The sequence below is a fragment of the Baekduia sp. Peel2402 genome (assembly GCF_052567285.1).
The window spans coordinates 1808297-1829143 of the sequence record NZ_CP199582.1 but is presented as its reverse complement, the minus strand read 5'-3'; the positions used below and the strand labels follow the sequence as shown (position 1 = coordinate 1829143).

The window sequence follows — 20847 nt, the reverse complement described above, 5'->3', positions numbered from 1 at the left end:
CGTGTAGCGTGCGCGCCTTCGAATGACTGAGTCCGTTTCCGAAGAGCCGACGCTGTACCTCCAGCAAGACCAGCCCGACGGCGTGCCGCCGCTGGCGCTGACCGGGGAGCGCACGCTGCCCGACGTGCCGGAGGAGAACTACTGGTACCGGCGCCACCTGGTGGTCTACGAGTGGATCCGGGAGCGGGTCGGCGGGTTGAAGGTCATCGACATGGCCTGCGGCGAGGGCTACGGGTCGTCGGTGCTCGGGGGCGCGGCCCGCGAGGTCGTCGGCGTCGACGCCAACCCCGAGGCGTTCGAGCATGCGAAGGCGCGCTACACCGGCGGCGGCGTTCGCTTTGAGCGCGACCTGGTCGAGACGTTCGACGAGCCCGCCGACGCCGTCGTCTTCCTCCAGACGATCGAGCACGTGCAGAACCCGGACGAGATCCTCGAGCGCTTCAAGGCGCTGACGGCCGATAGCCCGTCGCCTGCGGTGTTCGTCTCGACGCCCAACGTGCTGACGCTCGCGCCCGAGGGCGCGGAGAAGTCCGGGAACCCGTGGCACATCAAGGAGTACCGGCCGGAGGAGTTCCACGCGCTGTGCGCGGCGCACTTCGGCACGGTCGAGATGTACGGGTTGTTCCACGCGCGCAAGCTGGCGGTGCACGAGTTCGCATTGAAGAACGCGCGCTGGGATGACGTGCACGCGCGGCTCGGGTTGACCAAGCGCTTCTACGACTGGTTCACGCCCGCGATCTCGGTCAAGGACTTCACGTTGACGGCCGACCGCCCGCTGACGGGCGCGCTGGACTTCGTGGCCGTCTGCCGGCCGTAATGGCGCCGCGCCTCTCGCTGGTCCTCCACACCCACATGCCCTATGTGGAGGGCTTTGGGACGTGGCCGTTCGGCGAGGAGTGGCTGTTCGAGGCGGCGGCGACCGTCTACGTCCCTCTTCTACGCCTCCTCGACGACCACCCCTCTGCGGTCACGCTCTCAGTAACGCCGGTCCTCGCCGACCAGCTCTACGCGCCGGGCGTCCACTCTCGGCTTCTCTCTTTCCTGCGCGACCTCCGCGTCACGACGCATGCTTTGGACGCCGAGGGCTGCCGGGCGGGCGGCGAGCCGGAGTTGGCCGCCGAGGTCGAGCGCGCGGGCGGCGACTACTCGCGCGCCGCCGACGCTCTGGACGCCCTTGGAGACGGCGGCTTGGCCCGCGGGCTGATGAAGCACGCCGCGTGGACCTCGTCGGCTACGCATGCCGTTCTCCCGCTCGTCGCCACCGACGCCGGCGTGCGGCTCCAGCTGCGCGCCGGCATCGAGGCGCACCGCGCTCGCCGCGACGGGGCGTGGGGCGGAGGCTTCTGGCTGCCCGAGTGCGCGCACGCGCCGTGGCTGCACCCGCTGCTCGAAGAGGCGGGCGTCCATGCGACGTGCGTCGACCTGACCGACGTCCTGCCCGGCGTGAACACGCCGCTGGAGACCGAGGACGGGCCGTTGTTGGTGCCGATCGACCGCAAGGTGTTGGAGTTGGTCTGGAGCGACGGCGGCTACCCCGCCGGCGGCGCCTACCGCGACACGCACCGCAAGACCGTCCACCACCACAACCCCTGGGCCAACGACGGCGCCGTCTACGACCGCGACCGCGCACGCGAGCAGGCCGCCGCCGACGCCCGCGACTTCCTGACCCACGTCGCCGCCCGCGACGGCGAGCTGGTCGTCTGCGCGCTGGACACCGAGCTGCTCGGCCACCACTGGTACGAGGGCCTCGACTGGCTCGAGGCGCTCCTCGACCTCGCGCCCTCGCACGGCGTCGAGCTGATCGGCCTGGACGACGCCCTGCCTTTGACGCCCACGATCCCCGCGCCGCCGGACCTCCCCACCACCACCTGGGGCACGCCCCGGACGCTGTGGACCTGGGACGGCCCCCAAGTCGCCGACCTCGCCTTCGCCACCCGCGCCGCCGAACTGCGCACCATCGCCGCCGGCCCTTCCGCCGACGCCCGCGCGATCCGCGAGCTGCTGGCGTTGCAGTCCTCCGACTGGGCCTTCCTCATCACCCGCGACATCTCCGGGCCCTATCCGCGCGACCGTGCCGACGGCCACCTCGCCGCACTAAACGCCGCGCTCGCCGCCCCCGGCACCCACGACGCGGCCCTGCGCTCGCTCGCGCCCTTCGCCGACCCGGCGATGCTGCTCGTCCCGTAGCCGCGCCGCGCGCCACGCGCCGTTCTGTCCGCACGAGGACATAGAGATGCGCAATGCAGCCCATTGCCCTCGCCGAGGACGAGCGGCGAACTCTCGCGTCGCTGGCCGTCCATGCCCTGGAGCCGGCGGGGGAGCGCCTGATGCTCGCCGCGCGGCTCGGCGCCCCCGAGGAGCACACGGCGACGTGCGTACGCGAGGTCGTCGCTGAGACGCAGGTGATCGCCCGGATCTTCGAGGCGGCCCATGACGGCGTCATCGATGTCGGCGACCCGGCGATTCGGCGCTGGCTCGGCGGCCGGCGGGACGTGTTGCTCTCGCTGCTGCGCGAGGATCGCGCCGCGCTACGGCGCACGGCGGGCGAGGAGGTCGCGACCGCTCGGCGCTGGGAGTTGGTCGACGAGGACCTCGACGAGCTGGCGCTCGTGGCGCGCCTGCTCAGCGACGCCCTGGGCCGCTAGCCCCAGCGCAGCGACTGCGGCGTCTCGCGCATCCGCAGCACCCGCGCAGGCGCGCCTGCGACGACCGCGTCCGCTGGCACGTCCTTGGTAATCACGGCGTTGGTGCCGATCACGCAGTTGTCCCCGACCGTCGCGCCGCGCAGGAAGCACGCGCCGTAGCCGACCCAGACGTTGTGCCCGACGCGCACGTCGCGCTTGTAGATCCCCTGCGCGCGGATCGGCCGCTCGACCTCGACGACGCCGTGGTCGAAGTCGATCAACATCACGCGGTCGGCGAGGATGCACTCGCGGCCGATCGACACGTTCTGAAACGCGGAGATCGTGCACTCCTGCCCGAGCACGGTCTTGGCGCCGATCGAGCATTCGCCCTCGTGCACGCGCACCTTGCAGCCGTGTCCGAGCCACGACCAGCGACCGAGGCGAAGCGTCGCGCCGCGGCCGATCTCGAGCTTCACGCCCGGGCAGATGAACGCCAGACCGTCGAGCTTGAGCCGTCGCCCCAGCCGCAGCTTCCAGTACCCCAGCCGCGCGACCAGCCTCGCGTACTTCCAGTTCAGCATCCCGTTGCGCCGCGCGAATCGCAGCAGCGCGATCGGCCCGCCGGACAAGGGCGGCGGATCGCCGCGCAGGTGGATCGGCGGCGCGGGCGACGACGCGATCGCGGGCGGGGACAGCACCGGTTCCACAGCGAGGCAGCGTATCGCTCGGCCGCGCGATCGGGCCGTCAGCGCGAGGGGCCGGCGCCTCCTAGCCCGCCGCCGCCACCGCCTGGTCCTGCGGCAGCGCGTCAGCGAACCGCGCCAGCGCGTCCGGGTCGCGCCACGGCCGGCCGTGGCCGAACACGACGACCGACGGCCGCAGGTCCGCGAGCCTGCGGATCGCGCGGCGATTGGCGGCCGGATCGATCGTGAAGCGTTCCGGCGGCTGGTGCAGCCCCGGCCGCCCGCTCACCGGATGGCGCCCGAACAGGACGTCGCCCGCGACCAGCGCCCGGTCCTCCTCGCGCCAGAAGGACAGGTGCCCGGGCGAGTGGCCGGGCGTCTCCAGGACCACGAAGCCGGCGTCCAGCTCGTCGCCCTCGCGCAGCTCGCGCGCCACCGGCACCGCCGGGCCCGCCCAGAACCGGTCCTGCAGCCGCGTCACGACGTTCGCCGGTCCCAGCGGCATGACGTTCCCGGACGCCAGCGCCGCCGCCTCGCCTGCCGGCGCCCAGAACGGCACGCCTAGCGCTGCGACCAGCGCCGCGCTCGATCCCTGGTGGTCGAAGTGGCCGTGGGTCACCGCGTGGGCGCGCACCTCCACGCCGTCCAGCGCGCGCAGCAAGCGCCGCGCGGCGTGCCGGGTCGCGGCATCCACCACCACGCCGCCCACCACGTACACGTTGAACGCCCACGCCGGGCGACTGGGGATGGCCTTCAGGCCGGGAGCGACGTCGATCATGATGTCCATACGGTGCCGTATGGCGTTGGGTCTGTCAATACGGTGGCGTATGGTCAAGGCATGACGCCGGACCGTTCACTCGACGCCGAGCGCTGGGCGCAGGCCGCGCTGGAGGCCTTCGAGCAGGGCGGCGCCGCCGCGGTCGCCGTCGAGCCGCTCGCCCGCGCGCTCGGCGTGACCAAGGGCTCGTTCTACTGGCACTACAAGAACCGCCAGGCGCTGCTGGCCGCCGCCGTCGCGCGCTGGGAGCGCCTCCACGTCGACGCGGTGCTCGACGCCGCCGCCACGATCGACGACCCCCACCAGCGCCTGAGCGCCATCCTCGGCGCCGCCTCCTCCAAGCCTCCGAGCATCTTCCTCAAGATGCTCGAAGGAGTACAAGAACCCGTCGTCCAGACCGCCGTCACGCGCGCCGCCGAGCTGCGCGTCGCGTTCCTCGAACGCGCCTTCCGCGACGTCGGCCTCACGCCCGCCACCGCCCACCGCCAAGCACTCCTGGCCTACTCCGCCTACATCGGCCGCGCGCTGCTGGGCCGCGACGCGCCCGGCCTGATCGGCGACGAGCGCAAGCTGGCACGGCACATCGCCCAACAGCTCATCCCCGCGCCAAAAGGCTGACGCGCGCCGAGTCCGGCACAATCCGCCGCCACATGTCGCAGGCCCAGACATCCCTTGCCCAGCGCCTCCTCGACGGCGACAAGCGCGCCCTGGCGCGTGCGATCACGCTCGTGGAGTCCGACGACCCGGCCGGCTGGGACCTGGTCCGCGAGGTCTACCCGCACACCGGCAAGGCGTCGATCGTCGGCCTGACCGGCGCGCCCGGCGCGGGCAAGTCGACGTTGATCGGCGCGCTGACCAAGCTGCGCCGCGAGCAGGAGCACGAGGTCGCAGTTCTCTCGATCGACCCGTCCTCGCCCTTCACCCAGGGCGCGCTGCTCGGCGACCGCATCCGCCTGACCGACCACTTCCTCGACCCCGGCGTCTTCATCCGCTCGATGGCCAACCGCGGCGCGCTGGGCGGCCTCAGCGAGGCGGCGCTTCAAGCCGCGCTGCTGATGGACGCCGCCGGCAAGGACGACGTGCTGCTGGAGACGGTCGGCGTCGGCCAGGCCGAGGTCGACATCATCGACCACGCCGACACGATCGTGCTGGTGCTGATGCCCGGCTCCGGCGACTCGATCCAGGCGCTGAAGGCCGGCGTGATGGAGATCCCGGACATCATCGTCGTCAACAAGGCCGACCACCCGCTGACCGACACGATGGTCCGCGAGATCCGCGGCGTTCTCAGCCTCGCGCCGCAGCGCGGCTGGCGCGTCCCGATCATCAAGACCCAGGCCCACAAGGGCGAGGGCGTGGCCGAGCTGGTCGCCAAGCTCGACGAGCACCGCGCCTTCATCGAGGAGGAAGGGACGCTCTCCGAGCGCCGCCGCCGCAACCTCCGTTCCGAGGTCGTCGCGATCTGCACCCACCGGCTGCGCCGCCGCCTCGAAGAGCAGCTCGACGCCGACACGGTCTTCGCCGAGCTGTTGGAAGAGGTCGTCGCCCGCCAGCTCGACCCGGCGACAGCGGCCTCGCGGATCCTCGAGCGCCTCGACGCCGCAGCGGCGTCACGCCCCGGCGACGACGGCTGACGCGACGACCGCGTCCTCCCAAGCCATCCCGGTGGACTTGAAGAACACCGGTCCTGCCGCGCGGTCAACGGCGACGTCGCCGCGTACGACGTCTGCCAGCTCCACGAGCGCGTCCTCGCGCAGCGCGCCCTCGCCGACCGCCAGGATCACGTCGCCCGCCTCGCGCAGTGCGGTCGCCCGCGACTCGACCACGACCGTGGCGCGGCCCGCCAGCGCGCCGTCGACCTCGCGCGCGTCCGGCTCGTGGGAGCCGATCGCCACGACCGTCGCCTCGTCCGCCACGCGCGCGCCGTCGAAGAGCGGCTCGCGCGACGTCGTGCAGCAGCAGATCAGGTCATAGGACTCGATCGCGTCGCGCGCCGCGGCGCCGCCCTCACGACCGACCACATCAACAACCTCCAGCGTCGGCGCTACCGCCCGCAGCGCCAACGCGTGCGCCGCGCCCTGCGGTCCGCGGCCGAAGATCAAGGCCCGCCGCGCGCCCGGCACCGCCAGCCACCGCACCGCCAGCGCGCTCACCGCCGCCGTGCGGACGTTGGTCAGCGAGATCCCGTCCACGAGCGCGACCGGCGCCAGCGTGTTCGGATCGAAGACCACGCAGACGCCCTGGATCCGCGGGTCGCCGCCGATCGACACCAACTTGACCGCGCTCAGCGACGACGGCATCACCAGCAGCTCGCCGTCGCCGACCGGCAGCGACGTGCGCGGCGGGTCGGCGTCCACGTCAAGACCACCAAGAAGCGCCCGCTCCAGCGCGTCGACGGCGGCCAGAGAGGAGAGGTCGTCGGCGGAGAGGTACGGCAGCGGGCCGGGCATCGGAGACATCATGGGCTACGCGTGCGCCGCGACGACCGCGACCGTCGCGGCCACCGTCACCGCCGCCAGCGCGGTGCCGGCCCGTGGCGCAAAGCGCCAGCCCCACGCGCTCAGGGCGGCCAGCGGCACCAGCGCCGGCACCATGTGCCGCGCGTCCGCCCACGCGCGCCCGCCGCCGCCCAGCGACGGCGCCGCGAAGGCCGCGGTCAGCCACACGGCGATCACGATCAACGCGTAGAACATCGCGGCCACTTCCACATCGACTTGGTCGTAGACCGCGACCGACAGCCGCTCGCGCCGCGACCGCCACAGCCGCCACAACGCCACGCCCGCCAGCGCCACGAACGGCGTCCACAGCAACAACCCCTGCTCGCCGACCCACGCGGTCGCCAGGCGCGGCGCCCGCTCGAAGTGCTCGGCCAGACCCGACGCGCCGGTCGCGCCCTCGCGGGCGACGTCGTGCGGCGTCAACCCGCCGAACAGCCGGTCGGAGATCGTGATGTAGACGACCGCGCTGCACAGCACGACCTCCAGCGCGATGAACCCGGCCAGCCCGCGCTGGCGCCGTCGCAGCCACCGCGCCAGCGCGACCGCGACCACCGCGCCCGGCGCGAGCAGCTCGGTCGCCAGCCACGGCAGCGCCGCCACCAGCGCGGCGCCCCAGAACGCGTAGCTCCGTCGCGGCTCCTCGCGCACCCGCAGCGCCAGCAGCGTCGCGCCCGCCAGGACCGTCGCGCCGACCGCGCCCGGCGCGATCGCTGTCGCCGCGCCCACCATCGGCGGCGACAGCCCCACGACCAGCGCCGCCCGCGTCGCCCACGGTTCGGGAACCAGCTGGCGCGCCAGCGCCGCCGCCAAGCAGATCCCCAGCGCCGCGAGCATCGCCAGCCACAGGCGCACCGCGATCTCGCCGCCGATCGCGTAGGCCGGCGCGATGACCAAGGTGAAGCCCAACCCGACCGGCTCGACCAGGCGCCCGTCCGTCGGCGCCGCCGCCGGGCGCAGCGCCGGCCCGTCATAGAACGACCGCCACGCGCCCGTCGCGTACTCGTCACGCAGGTCCACGTTGCCGTCGGACACCAGCGACTCGGCCGTCAGCAACCGGTGCGCCTCGGGCGCGCTCGTGCCACCGCCGGCGATCGCGAACGCGATCCCGTACACGACCACCAACGCCACCCACAGGGGCAACGCCCGTCGGATCGACCCCGGCAGCATCGGCCACGGACCCTACGTCAGCGGACACTTCACCACCCGTTCACCCCATCGGCGACGCCCCGTACTGGGATGCAACGCCTATGACTCTCTCTCGACTTCCGGTCGCCCTCGGCGGCCTGGGCGCCGTCGTGGTCCTCGGCGTAGGCGCGTCCTTCGCCGTCGGCGGCACCGACAATCCCACCAACGACACACGCGCCGCGCTGGACGGGTCCAAGCCGAAGAACGTGATCCTGTTCATCGGCGACGGCATGGGGACGCAGGAGGTGACCGCCGCGCGCTACTACAACGGCGCGACCAACCGCCTCAACTTCGACCGCCTGAAGTTCACCGGCTTCGACACCACCTGGTCGGTCAAGCCCGCGGCCAGCGCGCCGTACACGCCCGACTACGCCCCGGACTCCGCGTCCACCGGCACGGAGTGGGCCACGGGCCGCAAGACGCTCGACGAGCGCATCTCCCAGGGCCCGAGCCCCTCGATCAGCACGCCGGGCGAGAACTACAAGACGGTCATGGAGGAGTGGCAGGCGGCCGGCAAGCGCGTCGGCAACGTCTCGACCGCCGAGATCACCGACGCGACCCCGGCCGTCCAGGCCTCGCACATCTCGCTGCGCGGCTGCCAGGGCCCGACCGACACGACGGCCTCGTGCGCGACCGAGACCAAGGCCGCGGGCGGGCCGGGCTCGATCGCCGAGCAGGAGGTCGACCACAAGCTCGACGTCATCCTCGGCGGCGGTCGCTCGCGCTTCGAGCAGCCGATCACCGGCGGCCCCGACGCGGGCAAGACCGTCGTGCAGTCCGCGCAGGGCAAGGGCTATCAGTACGTCACCGACGCCAACGGGCTGACGGGCCTCACCGACAAGAGCAAGCCGGTGCTCGGCCTCTTCAAGAGCGGCACGATGTCCCAGGAGTGGACGGGTCCGGCCGCGCAGCTGGGCAAGGGCAACACGCCCGTCGCCTGCACCGAGGGCGCGCGCCCGGCCAACGAGCCGTCGCTGACCGCCATGACGACCAAGGCCATCAACCTGCTCGACGACGGCAAGGGCTTCTTCCTGCAGGTCGAGGGCGCGTCGATCGACAAGCGCGACCACGCGGCCGACGCCTGCGGGCAGATCGGCGAGACGCTGGAGATGGACCGGGCGCTCGGCGTCGCGCTCGACTACCAGGCCTCGCACCCCGACACGCTGGTCGTCGTCACCGCCGACCACTCGCACACGAGCCAGATCGTGGCCGAGGACGCGGACTCCAGCGCCACGACGGGCCTGCCGACGGGCTATTCGTCCAACGTCCTCACCAAGGACGGCCAGACGCTGTCGCTGACCTACGGCACCGTCGGCTACCGGGCGGGCCAGTCCCCGGTCGCCGACCCGTCGACGCTCAGCCAGCAGCACACCGGCTCCGTCGTCCCGGTCTGGGCGATCGGCCCGCAGGCCTCGGCGGTCCTGGGCACCAACGACCACACCGACCTGTTCGACCTGCTGCGCGGGGCGAAGGTCGCGCAGACGGCGCCGTCCACGACGACGACGGTCACCCAGACGGTGCCGGGTCCGACGACGACGGTGGTCAAGCCCGCGCCGGTCGGCAAGCCGCGGATCGCGTTGGCGGTCCGGTCGGGCGCGACGCGCAAGTCCGGCGTCGCGGTTTCGGTCGCGGCGGTCGACGCCAAGACCGTCAAGGTCACGCTCAAGCAGGGGACCAAGACGCTGGCGACCAAGTCGCTGTCGTCGAAGGGCGGCTCCGCGACGCTGGGTGCGTCGAAGGCCAAGAAGGGCACCGTGAAGATCACGGTCAGCGCGTCGGGCGCTGGTGGCAGCGCCACCAAGTCGGCGTCGCTGAAGCTGGCGAAGTAGATGTAGGTGTTGCTGTCGGGCGGGTCAGTCGCTGTCGCGGCTGACCCGCTCGGCCAGCGCCACGAGCGTGCGGACCATGACGCCCGTGCCGCCCTTGGGCGCGTAGGCGCGGCCCGAGTCCCACGCGGTCCCGCAGATGTCCAGGTGCGCCCATGGCACGCCGCCGGTGAAGCGGTGCAGGAACTCGGCGGCCGTCGAGGATGCGCCGGTGCGCGGAGGGGAGAGGTTGGCGACGTCGGCGGTCGACCCCTTCACCAACTCGGCGTAGCGCTCGTGCAGCGGCATCCGCCAGATCAGCTCGCCGGCCTCGGCCGCGGCGCCCGCGACGTCGGCCGCCCACGCCTCGTCGTCGGCCCAGAAGCCCGAGTAGACGCGGCCGAGCGCCGACATGATCGCGCCGGTCAGCGTCGCCACGTCGATCAGCCGCTCGGCGCCCTGCTCGCGTGCGTGGTGCAGGCAGTCGGCGAGGACGAGGCGGCCCTCGGCGTCGGTGTTGTCGACCTGGACGGTGAGGCCGGCGGCGCTCGTGAAGACGTCGCCGGGCTTCATCGCGCGCGGGCCGAGGAGGTTCTCGGTCGCGCCGACGACGCCGATGACGCGCACAGGCAGCCCGAGCGCCGCGATCGCGCCGAGCGCCTCGACCACCGCCGCGCCGCCGGTCATGTCGTACTTCATGTCCGCCATGCCGCCGCCGGGCTTGATCGAGATCCCGCCGGAGTCGAAGGTGACGCCCTTGCCGACGAAGCCGAGGACGGGGACGCTGTCGGCGACCGCGCCGCCCGCCGGCTCGTAGCGCAGCGTGATCAGCGCGGGCTCCTCGTCGGTGCCCTGGGCGACCGCGGCGAAGGCGCCCATGCCGCGGGCGACGATCTCCTCGCGGCCGACGACCTCGACGCTCAGCGTCTCCGGGTGCGCGGCCGCGACCGCCTGCGCGCGCTCGCCGAGCGCCGTCGGCGTCATCGCGTTGGCCGGCGTGTTCTGCAGGTCGCGCGCGGCGTTGACGGCCTCGGTCACGACGACCGCGCGGGCGACCGCGTCGGCGTGGTCGTGGTGGTCGGAGATCACGAGCTCCTCGATCCCGCCGCTCGCGTCGTCGCCCTTGGACTTGAACGCCGTGAACGCGTAGGCCGCCATCAGCGTGCCCTCCACGACCGCCCGCGCCGGGTCGTGCTCCTTGGCCTTGTGCGGCAGCTCCCAGCACAGCGTCTTGGCCCCGAGCTCCTTCGCGCGCCCGTGCGCGACGCCCGCTGCCAGCCGGATCCCCTCGGCGTCGAGCTTCTCCCGCGACCCGAGCCCGACCAGGATCCAGCGCTTGCCGGCAGCGTGCGTGACCGCCAGCGCGCGCGGCCTGGCCTTCGCCTCGCCCGCGTCCACAAGCGCCTGCAATGCGCCGTCTTCGACGTCGTGCGGGACACCCTCGCCCTCGACCAGGCCGACGACGATCGTGTCGGCCGCGGTCGACGCCGCGGCCTCGGTGGTGGCGGTCACGCGCATAGGCACGGACCGTACTCGTTACCGTTCCCGATCCAGTCGTCCCGACCACGACCTTCAGAGCGAGAGAGAACCTGATGCCCAAGACCGTCATCCTCGGCGCCGCGCGCACCCCGATCGGGAAGCTCGGCGGCGGCCTGTCGACCCTCGATGCGACCGAGCTCGGCGCGACCGCGATCACCGCGGCGCTGGAGCGCGCGTCCGTTGACCCCGAGCAGGTCGACCACGTCGTCATGGGCCAGGTCCTCCAGGCCGGCCAGGGCCAGATCCCGTCGCGCCAGGCGCAGATCAAGGCCGGGATCCCGAAGGAGGTCTCGTCGGAGACCGTCAACAAGGTCTGCGCGAGCGGCCTGCGCGCCACGGTCATCCTCGACCAGGCGATCCGCGCCGGGGACGTCGAGGTCGGCGTTGGCGGCGGCATGGAGTCGATGTCGCAGGCTCCGTACCTGCTGCCGCAGGCCCGCTTCGGCTACCGCATGGGCGACGCCAAGGCGCTCGACGCGATGGTCCACGACGGCCTCACCAATCCGTTCTCCGGCAAGCAGATGTTCGTCGAGGCGACCGAGGTCGGCGACGAGCTCGAGCTCACCCGCCCGGACCTCGACCGCTGGGCGCTGCGCTCGCACGAGCTGGCGCTGGCCGCGATCGACGACGGCCGCATGGCCGACGAGATCGTCTCGGTGACCGTCAAGGGCCGCAAGGGCGACACGGTCGTCGAGACCGACGAGGGCCCGCGCCGCGGCTCCTCGCTGGAGGCGCTGGCCAAGCTGCCGGGCCTGACGTCCAAGGAGGGCTCGCACACGGCTGGCAACGCGCCGGGCGTCAACGACGGCGGCGGCGCGCTCGTGCTCGCCTCCGACGAGTGGGCGGCCGCCAACGGCAAGTCGGTGCTCGCTGAGATCGTCGGCCACGCGCAGTTCGCCAACGACTTCGCCTACCTCGCCACGACGCCCGCGGGCGCCGCGAAGAAGGCGCTGGACAAGGCTGGCCTCCAGCCCGGCGACATCGACCTGTGGGAGATCAACGAGGCCTTCGCCTCCGTGACGCTGCAGTCGATCCGCGAGCTCGGCATCGAGGAGGACCGCGTCAACGTCAACGGCGGCGCCGTCGCCCTCGGCCATCCGATCGGCGCCTCGGGCGCCCGCATCCTCGGCGTGCTCGTCCACGAGCTGCGCCGTCGCGGCGGCGGCTACGGCGTCGCGGCGATCTGCTCGGGCGGCGGGCAGGGCGACGCGCTGATCCTGAAGGTCGCGGGCTGAGGCATAGGCTGAGGGAGGTGACCGCCGTCTCCTCCTCAGCCGCGTTCTTCGATCTGGACCGGACCCTGATGTCCGGTTCCTCCGGGTTCTTCTGGGCACGAGCCGCCGCGCGGGCGGGCATGATCTCCCGCCGGCGGCTCGCGCTCGACGCGTGGGAGAACGTGAAGTTCCGCCTGCGCGGGTCGACCGACGCGTCGACCGACAAGGTGATGGTGCGGGTCGGCGCGATGCTCGAAGGCCGCGCGGCGCGCGACTTCCAGCGGCTTGGCCCGCAGGTGCTGGCCGGCGTGCTGCCGCGGTTGTACCCGCAGATGCTGGAGATCGCGTGGGCCCACCAGGACGCGGGGCGGCCGGTGTACATCGTCACCGCGGCCACGCAGGACACCGCGTCGATGATCGCCCACGTGCTCGGCTTCGACGGCGGCCTCGGCACGCCGCTGGAGGAGGACGCCGAGGGCAACTACACCGGGCGGTTGGCCGGCCCGTTCGCCTACCGCGAGGGCAAGCCGACTGTGATCCGCCGCCTCGCCGAGGAGCGCGGCTTCGACCTGAACGAGTCCTATGCCTACTCCGACAGCGAGTCCGACCTGCCGATGCTGCGCGCGGTCGGCCACCCGGTTGCGGTCAACCCGGATGGCCCGCTGATGCGCGTGGCGCGCGAGGAGGGCTGGGAGATCCTGCGCTTCGACCGGCTCGGCGGAAGGCTGAAGATGCTCGGCGGGCTGGCAGGGGCGACGCTGTTGGGTGCCGCGGGCGCGTCGGCACGCAAGCGCGTGGGAGGGGGAGCGAAGCGATGAGGTCGAACGTTGCAGTCGCTGTGGCCGTGCCAATCGTGAGGCACGTTCGATGAGCTACTACGAGTTGTACGACGAGCAGCGCGAGATCCGCGACCTGGCCAAGCGCTTCGCCGACGAGGAGATCGCGCCGCACGCCGCGGCGTGGGACCGCGGGCACACGTTCCCAAAGGACGTCTTCGGTGCGCTGGGCGAGTTGGGGTTGATGGGCACCTGCGTGCCCGCCGAGCACGGCGGCGCAGGCGCGGACTTCCTGTCCTACATCTTGGTCTTGGAGGAGCTGTCCCGCGCGGACGCGGGCGTCGGCGTGACCGTCGCGGTCCACACGAGCGCCGGCACGCTGCCGATCCTCGCCAACGGGACGCCCGAGCAAGTGCAACGCCTTGTGCCGCCGCTGGCCCAGGGCCACGAGATCGCGGCGTTCGCGCTGACCGAGAGCGGCAGCGGGTCCGACGCCGGCGCGATGCGCACGCGCGCCGATCACGATCGGTTGACCGGCACCAAGCAGTGGATCACCAACGGCTCGCACGCCCACACGTTCGTCGCGTTCGCCAAGGACCCGGACAAGCCGAGCGCGTTCATCGTGCGCCGCGGCGCGCAGGGCTTCCGGGTGACGAGGGAGGAGGAGAAGATGGGCTTGGCCTCCTCCTCGACCGCCGACCTCGCCTTCGAGGAGACGCCCGCCGAGCCGCTCGGCGGCCGCGGCGCCGGCCTGCGCATCGCGCTCGCGACGCTCGACGGCGGCCGCATCGGCATCGCCGCCCAAGCTGTAGGCATCGCTCAGGCGGCGCTCGACGTGGCGACGACCTACGCCAAGGAGCGCCACGCCTTCGGCCGTCCGATCGGCGGCTTCGGCGCCATCCAGCAGAAGCTCGCCGACATGCAGACCGAGATCGAGGCCGCCCGCGCCCTGACCTGGCGCGCCGCCCGGTTGAAGCAGGCGGGGCGGCCGCATACGGTCGAGGGGGCGCAGGCCAAGCTGTTCGCCTCCCGTGTCGCGCGCCACTGGACCGGCGAGGCGATCCAGGTCCTCGGCGGCTACGGCTACACCAAAGACTTCCCGGCCGAGCGCTATTACCGCGACGCGAAGGTGACCGAGATCTACGAAGGCACGAGCGAGATCCAACGGTTGGTCATCGCCCGGGCGCTGCTGGGCGAGGCGGCGCGGCTGAGCGACTGAGGCGCTGGTGTGGCGCTGGCGTTTGTGGCGTTCAGTTCGGGGCGTTGAAGGTTGTGCGTTGCGTTGGAGAGGATCCGGCGAGGGAGTGAGAGCGTTGTGGCGTGGCGACCGCTGTTGGTCGTCCTCGGGCGTGTGGCTGGGCTCGGGAGGGCGGTTCGGGGCCGAAGGGTCGATCCGGGTCGTCTAATGATCGATATATGACGCTTATTCGACCCGGATCCCTGTTGGTGCTCCATGAGGGCTGTTTTCGGGATGCGGGTCGCGTGAGCCGGAATAGTTCCGGTCAGCGCGACCCGGACCGATCCTTCGGCCCCGAACGCTCCCCCGAGCCCGAGAGACAGCCCGAGGACGACCGACAGCGGCGGCCACGCCACCCGGCTTCACTCCCTCGCCGGATCCTCTCCAACGCGACGCACCACCACCCACGCCGCGCACCGAGCGCCGCCAGCGCCCGCACCACCCGGCGCCGCCCCAAGCCCGAACTTGACATCAGCTTCAAGTCGGTGAGAGGCTCGCCGGCCATGTCCACCATCGAGGTCAACGGCACGACGATCCACTACGTCGACGAGGGTCCGCGGGATGCGCCCGCGCTCCTCTTCAGCCCGTCGATGTTCTTCGATCACCGGATGTTCGCCGCCCAGGCGGCGCAGCTTTCGGACCGCTATCGCATCGTCCGCTACGACCTCCGCGGGCAAGGTGAGTCGCAGCGCCATCCGCGCCCCAACCTCGACATGGACACGCAGGCCGAGGACGCTGCGGCGCTGATCAAGGCGCTCGGACTCCGCGACGTCACGTTCGTCGGCAACTCGATGGGTGGCTTCATCGGGCTGCGGGTCGCGGCGCGGCGGCCGGACCTGATTCGCAGCGCGGTCGTGATGGGCACATCGGCCGATGTTGAAGAACAAGTCGAGGCGATGGAGGGGCTGATCGCCGCCCTCCAGGAGCACGGCATGGCCCCGGTCCTCGACGGCGTCCTGCACTTCATGATGGGCGACACCACGCTCACCGATCCCTCGCGCGCCGACACCCTCGCAGAGGTCCGCGCACTGCTGCAAAGCCGCACGCCCGAATACGCCGACGCCGCCTGGCACATCGCGCACCGCCCCGGCATCCGCGACGAGCTCAAGGACATCAAGATCCCGCTGACCGTCGTCGCCGGGACCGAGGACCACACCTACCCGCCGCACAAGTCCCAGCAGATCGCCGACGGCGTACCGCACGCGCAGCTGATCACCATGGACAAGACCGGTCATGTCCATGCCCTTGAGAACCCGGAGGCCGTCAACGCGGTCCTCGAAGAGCACCTCGCGCAGCTCGACACGCTCCACGTCCGTGACTCCGGCGAGCCGGACCTGCCGGTGATCCTCGCGCTGCACTCGCTGTTCCTCGACGGCTCGATGTTCGACGGCCTCGCCGCCGCCGCCCGCGGCCGCTTCCGCGTGGTCGTCCCCGATTTCCGCGGCCAGGGCCTCAGCGCGCCCGCCCGCGGCAACGCCGAGGCCATCTCGATGGACCAGTGCGCCGACGACGTTGAGCAGCTCCTCGACGATCTGAACCTCGATCGCGTCCACCTCGTCGCGCAGTCGATGGGCGGCGACGTCGCCCTGCGCGTCGCCGCACGCCGCCCCGAGGCGATCGCCTCGATCGCGCTGCTCGGCTCCTCCGCGCAGGCCGAGCCACCCGAGAACCTCGCCGCCTTCGAGCCGATCGCCAACGCCGTGGCACAGAGCGGCTTCCAGGGCGAGATCCTCGACACGGTCATGGCCATCATGTACGGCGAGACCGCCCGCACCGACCCGGATCGCGCCGCCGAGGTGCAGCGCTGGCGCGCCGAGATCGCCGCGCTGCCACCGACGCTCGCACCCGCCATCCGCGGCGTCATCCGCCGCGCCTCGGTCATCGACCTGCTGCCGCGCATCGCCGCGCCGACGCTCGTCGTCTCCGGAACCGAGGACATCGCGCGGCCGCCCGCGTGGGCCGACCAGGTCGCGATGGCGATGCCCAACGCCACGCTCTGGCGTCTCGAAGGCGTCGGCCACAGCCCGACGCTCGAGGTCCCCGACACCGTCATCCCGCGCGTCCTGGACCACGCCGCGGCGGCCGACCAGGCTACGGCTCCACCAACCCCCGCCTGATCGCGTAACGCGTCAGCTCCACCCGGTCACGCATCCCGAGCTTGTTGAGGATGTTCTCCCGGTGGCGCTCGACCGTCCGCGGCGAGATCACCAACAACTCGGCGATCTGCTCGGTCGTGTGCGCTTCTGCCACCAACTTGACGACCTCGCGCTCGCGCGGCGTCAAGACCTCGCCGTCGCCGTCCCACTCGCCGGACTCCAGGTGCTCGCGGATGATCGTCCGCACGGCCGGGGGATAGAGGAACGGCTCGCCGCGCAGCGCCGCGCGACAGGCCTCCAGCAGGTCGAGGTCGGCGGCGCTCTTCAACACGTAGCCCGCCGCGCCCGCGTTCAAGGCCTCGAAGAAGTACTGGTCGACGTCGTGCATCGACAACATCAAGATCTTCAAGCCCGGCCGCCGCGCGCTGAGCTCGCGCGCCGCCGCCAGCCCGGTCCGCCGCGGCATCGCGACGTCCAACACCGCGAGGTCGACGTCCTCGCGCAGCCCCAGCTCGGTCGCCTCGATCCCGTCGCCCGCCTCGGCGACGACGTGCAGGTCGGGCGCCGCGTCGATGACATGGCGCAGCCCGCGCCGCACCATCGCGTGGTCGTCGGCGATCAGCACGCCGGCCTTCAACGGGACGCCGCTCATCAGAACCGCACCGTCAGCGCGACCTCGGTGCCGTGGCCGTGCGGCGCGCGCATCACGGTCAGCCGCGCGCCGATCAGCAGCGCACGCTCGCGCATCCCCTGGATGCCGGTCCCCTCGGGAGCGCCCTCGCGGCCGAAACCATCGTCGACGACCCGGACCAGCAGCTCGTCGTGCTGCGCGTCGACCGTGATCGTCACCTGCCCGGCGCCCGCGTGTCGCGCGACGTTGGTCAGCGCCTCCTGCACCACCCGATAGACCACCAACTCGGTCTCCGGTGGCAGCGGCGGGATGTTCGGCATGATCAGCCGGTGCACGCGCACGCCGGTGCGGTCGGCGAAAGACGTCGCCAGCGAGACCAGCGCACCGCGCAGCCCGAAGTCCTCCAGCGCCTCCGGCCGCAGCCCGCGCGTGACTTCGCGGACGCCGTCAGACGCCGCCCGCAGCGCCTCGCGCGCCGAGTCGAGCTCGCCCGCTTGCAGCTCCAGCGCGACGCCGGTGAGCGCCTGGCCAACCTCGTCGTGCAGCTCGCGCCCGATCCGCGCGCGCTCGGCCTCCTGGGCCTCGATCGCCCGCCGCCCGCTCGCGCGCCGCTCCTCCTGCAACCGCGACAACATCGCGTCGTAGGCGCGCGCCAGCGTCGCGACCTCGCCAGCGCCCTCGCGCGGCGCCTTGGCCGAGACCGCCCCCGCTCGTCCCAACAGGTCGGCCGTCGCCATCTCCGTCGCCAGCGATCGCAGCGGGGCCAGGGCGCGTCGCATCAAGATGATGTTGATCACGAGCGCCACGACGACGCCGAGCGCGAGCAACACCGCCTCGCCCGCGGTGACCCGCGCGCTCACCGTCGCCGGCGAGATCGCCAACACCAGCGCGCCCGCGAAGACCACGAGCGCGTTCCCCGCGATCACCCGCTGGAGCAACGTCATGCCGTCCATGGTGGCGCTTCGCGCGCGCGACCGTGATGGGGAGCGCTCCCCATGGTCCGCAAGCCGTCGCACACCGAGCATTGAGGTATGACCGAGATCCGCACCCCTCGCAGCACCGCCGAGCCCGATACGCGCCGCGGCCCTGACGGCCTGCTCCGCGATCCCGACGCCGCGCGCGCCGAGGCGCGCCGGGGCTGGTTCATGCTCACCGCGCTGTTCGTCGGCGGCGCCGTCCTCGTGGCGCTCGCCGCGATCGTCACGTAATGGCCGACGGCACGCTCCTGCTCATCGTCGGCGCGCTGCTGGCCGGCGGCATCGCCGTCTCCCAGGTCGGCGATCGGATCCGCGTGCCCGGGCTGGTGCTCGTCATCGGCCTCGGCATGGCGATCGGCTCCGACGGCCTCGGCTGGCTGCACTTCGACAACTACGAGGTCGCCAAGACGATCGGCATCATCGCGCTGGCCGCGATCCTCTTCGAGGGCGGGCTGGCCGCAGGCTTCTCGGAGATCCGCCCGGTCCTCAAGCCGGCGCTGTCGATGGCGCTCATCGGCACCACCCTCACCGCCGTCTTCGCCGGCCTCGCCGCCTCCTGGCTGCTGCACTTCAGCCTGCTCGAAGGCCTGCTGCTCGGCTCGATCCTCGCCGCCACCGACGGCGCGGCGATCTTCGCGGTGCTGCGCGGCTCGACGCTGCGCCGCCGCGTCGCGCGCACGCTGGAAGGCGAGGCCGGCCTCAACGACCCCGTCGCGGTCCTGCTGGTGATCGGCTTCTCCACGTGGATCACGACCGAGGGCTACAACTTGGTCGACATGGCCCAGGCCTTCGTGGTCGAGCTGTCGGTCGGCGCGGTCGCGGGCCTGGCGGTCGGCGCCGCGAGCGCCGCGCTGATGCGCCGCAAGCCGCTGACGACGCCCGGCCTCTACCCGGTCGCCTCGATGGCGACCGGCGCGCTGGCGTTCGGCGTCGGCGACGTGCTGCACGGCTCCGGCTTCCTGGCGGTCTACCTCGCGGGCCTCGCGCTGGCCAGCGCGCCGAAGGCCGAGCGCGAGGCGATGGAGACCTTCCACGACGGCCTCGCCTGGGTCGCCCAGTTGGCGATGTTCTTGACGCTCGGCCTGCTCGTCTTCCCGGACGCGCTCGGCTCCGTGGCGCTCGAGGGCACGATCCTCGCGGTGCTCGCCGCGGTCGTCGCGCGGCCGTTGGCGGTGTTCATCGCCACGACCGGTCAGGGCTTTGACGTGCGCGAGCGCGCGGTGCTCGGCTGGGCCGGGTTGCGCGGCGCGGTCCCGATCGTGCTGGCGACGTTCCCGGTCCTTGAGGGCGTGCCGCACGCGCGGGAGCTGTTTGCGATCGCGTTCTTCGCGGTGCTCGTCTCGACGGTCGTGCAGGGGACGACGTTCGAGGCGCTCGCGCGGCGCCTGAGCGTGACCGGCGAGGAACGACCTCAGCGTGAGACCAAGCGACCCAAGGACGTGACGTCCTCGCGCGGATCGCCGTCGACCGTGACCGCGTCGCCGTCCTGAACCGGCAGGCGCAGCGCCGAACGGGCGCCCTCCGTCGCCGCGTGCAGCACGTCGGCGGCGGAGAGCCCGCCCAGGCGCACCAGCGCCGCGGCCTCCGCCGCCACACCCGCCGGACCGAGCTCGTCGGAGCCGACGAGCACCGGCACGCCGAGCGCGACCGCCAGCGGCAGCGTGCGGCGCCACGCCTCCAACGGGCCGGTGTGCCGCTCGATCGTCCCGACCGTCGGCACCCAGATCGTGCCGCGCGCCGCCATCGCCTCGACCACCCGCTCGTCGGCCATCGGCCCGTGCTCGATCGAGTCCACGCCCGCCGTCACCAGGTCGCCGACGATCGGCCCGGACACGTGCGCCATCGCCCGCGCCTCGCCGGCGTGCGTGACCGCCACCACCTCGGCGACCAACCCCATGTCGTAGTTGACGACCGGCGCGAACCAGTTGCGATCAGGCCCCGGGAAGTCGGCCATCAGCTTGATCCACGGGACGCCGCGCGTCACCTGCGCGGCGACCTCCTCCAACAGCGCCGCGGGCGGCGTCGGATCGAGCAGGTGCTTCAGGTGACCGCCCACGGGTGCGAGGAACTTCCCGGCCGCCACCTCGCGCCCGGCGTCCAGCTCTTCGACAACGATCCCCGATCGCGAGCCCGCGTCCCGGCAGGCCAGCACGCCCGCGGCGCGCGCCGCCGCCCGCGACCCGGCGATCCCGCCGCCCGCGCCGAAGTCGACCGTCAGGTGGCAGTGCGCGTCGACCAGTCCGCCCGGGATCGTCGTCACGCGCCGACACTACGCTTCTTGGCAATGGCGCCGCTGCGCATCGATCCCGTCGCCGAGGCGCGCCGCCACTGGGCCGACCGCTGGGGCCAGGAGCCGACCGCCTCGATGGCCGCGGTCACCTCGATCATGCGCGCCCAGCAGATCCTGCTGGCGCGCCTCAACGAGCTGCTCAAGCCGCACGGGCTGACGTTCCCGCGCTTCGAGGCGCTCGTGCTGTTGTCCTACACCAAGAACGGCGAGCTGCCGATCGGCAAGCTCGGCGAGCGCCTCCAGGTCCACCGCACGTCGGCGTCCTCGATCGTCGCCGCGCTGGACGACGACGGCTTCGTGCGCCGGATCCCGTCCGAGCGCGATGGCCGCGCGACGCTCGCGCAGATCACCGACCGCGGCCGCGCCGTCGCGCGAGCCGCGACCCAGGACCTCAACGACGCGGAGTTCGGCCTCGGCGCGCTGGGCGCCGACGAGCAGGAAGGGCTGACGACCACCCTGCGCACCCTGCGCCTCGACGCGGGCGATTTCGTCGCCTAACATGGTGGTCCCACGAGAT

The 20847-nt window shown here is 72.6% G+C and carries 21 protein-coding genes; 13 read left to right on the top strand and 8 right to left on the bottom strand.

The window, feature by feature from the left end; all coding sequences use genetic code 11:
- Window positions 1-22: 22 nt before the first annotated feature.
- From ACT01A_RS08955 to ACT01A_RS08945, 3 genes are read left to right on the top strand one after another with little or no spacing between them, the layout of a single operon-like run.
- Entirely contained in the window at window positions 23-817 is a 795-nt protein-coding gene (locus ACT01A_RS08955; RefSeq protein WP_445151897.1) for a class I SAM-dependent methyltransferase, read from the top strand.
- Entirely contained in the window at window positions 817-2187 is a 1371-nt protein-coding gene (locus tag ACT01A_RS08950) for a 1,4-alpha-glucan branching protein domain-containing protein (protein WP_445151896.1), read from the top strand. The genes ACT01A_RS08955 and ACT01A_RS08950 overlap by 1 nt, the downstream gene beginning before the upstream one ends.
- A 53-nt stretch (window positions 2188-2240) precedes the next feature.
- A complete protein-coding gene (locus ACT01A_RS08945; RefSeq protein ID WP_445151895.1) occupies window positions 2241-2645 on the top strand; it encodes a hypothetical protein in 405 nt (134 codons plus the stop codon).
- On the opposite strand, the gene ACT01A_RS08940 is transcribed toward ACT01A_RS08945, so the two are convergent.
- Both ACT01A_RS08940 and ACT01A_RS08935 read right to left on the bottom strand, forming a co-directional pair.
- Window positions 2642-3331, bottom strand: a complete 690-nt coding sequence (locus tag ACT01A_RS08940) for an acyltransferase (RefSeq protein ID WP_445151894.1) — start codon at window positions 3329-3331, stop codon at window positions 2642-2644. The two genes, ACT01A_RS08945 and ACT01A_RS08940, sit on opposite strands and share 4 nt — an antisense overlap.
- A 61-nt stretch (window positions 3332-3392) precedes the next feature.
- Window positions 3393-4085, bottom strand: a complete 693-nt coding sequence (locus ACT01A_RS08935) for an MBL fold metallo-hydrolase (RefSeq protein WP_445151893.1) — start codon at window positions 4083-4085, stop codon at window positions 3393-3395.
- A gap of 60 nt (window positions 4086-4145) precedes the next feature.
- On the opposite strand from ACT01A_RS08935, the gene ACT01A_RS08930 reads away from it, so the two are divergent.
- A complete protein-coding gene (locus tag ACT01A_RS08930) occupies window positions 4146-4703 on the top strand; it encodes a TetR/AcrR family transcriptional regulator (protein WP_445151892.1) in 558 nt (185 codons plus the stop codon).
- Window positions 4704-4735: 32 nt separating this feature from the next.
- Window positions 4736-5716: a methylmalonyl Co-A mutase-associated GTPase MeaB gene (gene meaB / locus ACT01A_RS08925; protein ID WP_445151891.1), complete on the top strand. Its 981-nt coding sequence runs from the start codon at window positions 4736-4738 to the stop codon at window positions 5714-5716.
- Here meaB and ACT01A_RS08920 read toward each other — a convergent pair.
- Both ACT01A_RS08920 and ACT01A_RS08915 read right to left on the bottom strand, forming a co-directional pair.
- On the bottom strand, window positions 5693-6532 hold the full coding sequence (locus ACT01A_RS08920) for an ornithine cyclodeaminase family protein (protein WP_445151890.1): 840 nt from the start codon (window positions 6530-6532) through the stop codon (window positions 5693-5695). The two genes, meaB and ACT01A_RS08920, sit on opposite strands and share 24 nt — an antisense overlap.
- Before the next feature lie 15 nt (window positions 6533-6547).
- Complete coding sequence (locus ACT01A_RS08915) at window positions 6548-7747, bottom strand: hypothetical protein (RefSeq protein WP_445151889.1); 1200 nt, start codon at window positions 7745-7747, stop codon at window positions 6548-6550.
- A gap of 80 nt (window positions 7748-7827) precedes the next feature.
- Here ACT01A_RS08915 and ACT01A_RS08910 point away from each other — a divergent pair, with 80 nt between their 5' ends.
- Window positions 7828-9594, top strand: coding sequence for an alkaline phosphatase (locus tag ACT01A_RS08910; protein WP_445151888.1), 1767 nt, complete (start codon window positions 7828-7830; stop codon window positions 9592-9594).
- Between the two features lie 24 nt (window positions 9595-9618).
- Here ACT01A_RS08910 and ACT01A_RS08905 read toward each other — a convergent pair whose 3' ends face one another.
- Window positions 9619-11088 (bottom strand): leucyl aminopeptidase family protein, encoded by a 1470-nt coding sequence (locus tag ACT01A_RS08905; RefSeq protein WP_445151887.1) that lies wholly within the window; start codon window positions 11086-11088, stop codon window positions 9619-9621.
- 74 nt (window positions 11089-11162) lie between these two features.
- Between ACT01A_RS08905 and ACT01A_RS08900 the strand changes: the two genes are divergently transcribed.
- The 4 genes from ACT01A_RS08900 (at window position 11163) to ACT01A_RS08885 (ending at window position 16453) form a co-directional block, all read left to right on the top strand.
- Entirely contained in the window at window positions 11163-12344 is a 1182-nt protein-coding gene (locus tag ACT01A_RS08900) for an acetyl-CoA C-acetyltransferase (RefSeq protein ID WP_445151886.1), read from the top strand.
- A 17-nt stretch (window positions 12345-12361) separates the two neighbouring features.
- Entirely contained in the window at window positions 12362-13141 is a 780-nt protein-coding gene (locus ACT01A_RS08895; protein WP_445151885.1) for an HAD family hydrolase, read from the top strand.
- 49 nt (window positions 13142-13190) lie between these two features.
- On the top strand, window positions 13191-14318 hold the full coding sequence (locus tag ACT01A_RS08890; RefSeq protein ID WP_445151884.1) for an acyl-CoA dehydrogenase family protein: 1128 nt from the start codon (window positions 13191-13193) through the stop codon (window positions 14316-14318).
- A 521-nt stretch (window positions 14319-14839) separates the two neighbouring features.
- Window positions 14840-16453, top strand: a complete 1614-nt coding sequence (locus ACT01A_RS08885) for an alpha/beta fold hydrolase (protein ID WP_445151883.1) — start codon at window positions 14840-14842, stop codon at window positions 16451-16453.
- Here the strand turns inward: ACT01A_RS08885 and ACT01A_RS08880 are convergent.
- Together ACT01A_RS08880 and ACT01A_RS08875 are read right to left on the bottom strand one after the other, a co-directional pair.
- The gene (locus tag ACT01A_RS08880; protein ID WP_445151882.1) at window positions 16428-17084 is read right to left on the bottom strand and encodes a response regulator; all 657 of its coding nucleotides are present in this window, start codon (window positions 17082-17084) and stop codon (window positions 16428-16430) included. The genes ACT01A_RS08885 and ACT01A_RS08880 overlap by 26 nt on opposite strands.
- Window positions 17084-18007 (bottom strand): histidine kinase, encoded by a 924-nt coding sequence (locus ACT01A_RS08875; protein ID WP_445151881.1) that lies wholly within the window; start codon window positions 18005-18007, stop codon window positions 17084-17086. Before ACT01A_RS08875 ends, ACT01A_RS08880 begins: the two co-directional genes overlap by 1 nt.
- Window positions 18008-18094: 87 nt before the next feature.
- Here ACT01A_RS08875 and ACT01A_RS08870 point away from each other — a divergent pair, with 87 nt between their 5' ends.
- Together ACT01A_RS08870 and ACT01A_RS08865 are read left to right on the top strand one after the other, a co-directional pair.
- Window positions 18095-18271: a hypothetical protein gene (locus tag ACT01A_RS08870; RefSeq protein ID WP_445151880.1), complete on the top strand. Its 177-nt coding sequence runs from the start codon at window positions 18095-18097 to the stop codon at window positions 18269-18271.
- Complete coding sequence (locus ACT01A_RS08865; protein WP_445151879.1) at window positions 18271-19530, top strand: potassium/proton antiporter; 1260 nt, start codon at window positions 18271-18273, stop codon at window positions 19528-19530. Before ACT01A_RS08870 ends, ACT01A_RS08865 begins: the two co-directional genes overlap by 1 nt.
- On the opposite strand, the gene ACT01A_RS08860 is transcribed toward ACT01A_RS08865, so the two are convergent.
- Entirely contained in the window at window positions 19452-20300 is an 849-nt protein-coding gene (locus ACT01A_RS08860) for a hypothetical protein (RefSeq protein WP_445151878.1), read from the bottom strand. The genes ACT01A_RS08865 and ACT01A_RS08860 overlap by 79 nt on opposite strands.
- Window positions 20301-20324: 24 nt before the next feature.
- Here ACT01A_RS08860 and ACT01A_RS08855 point away from each other — a divergent pair, with 24 nt between their 5' ends.
- Window positions 20325-20828, top strand: coding sequence for a MarR family winged helix-turn-helix transcriptional regulator (locus ACT01A_RS08855; protein WP_445151877.1), 504 nt, complete (start codon window positions 20325-20327; stop codon window positions 20826-20828).
- Window positions 20829-20847 lie beyond the last annotated feature (19 nt).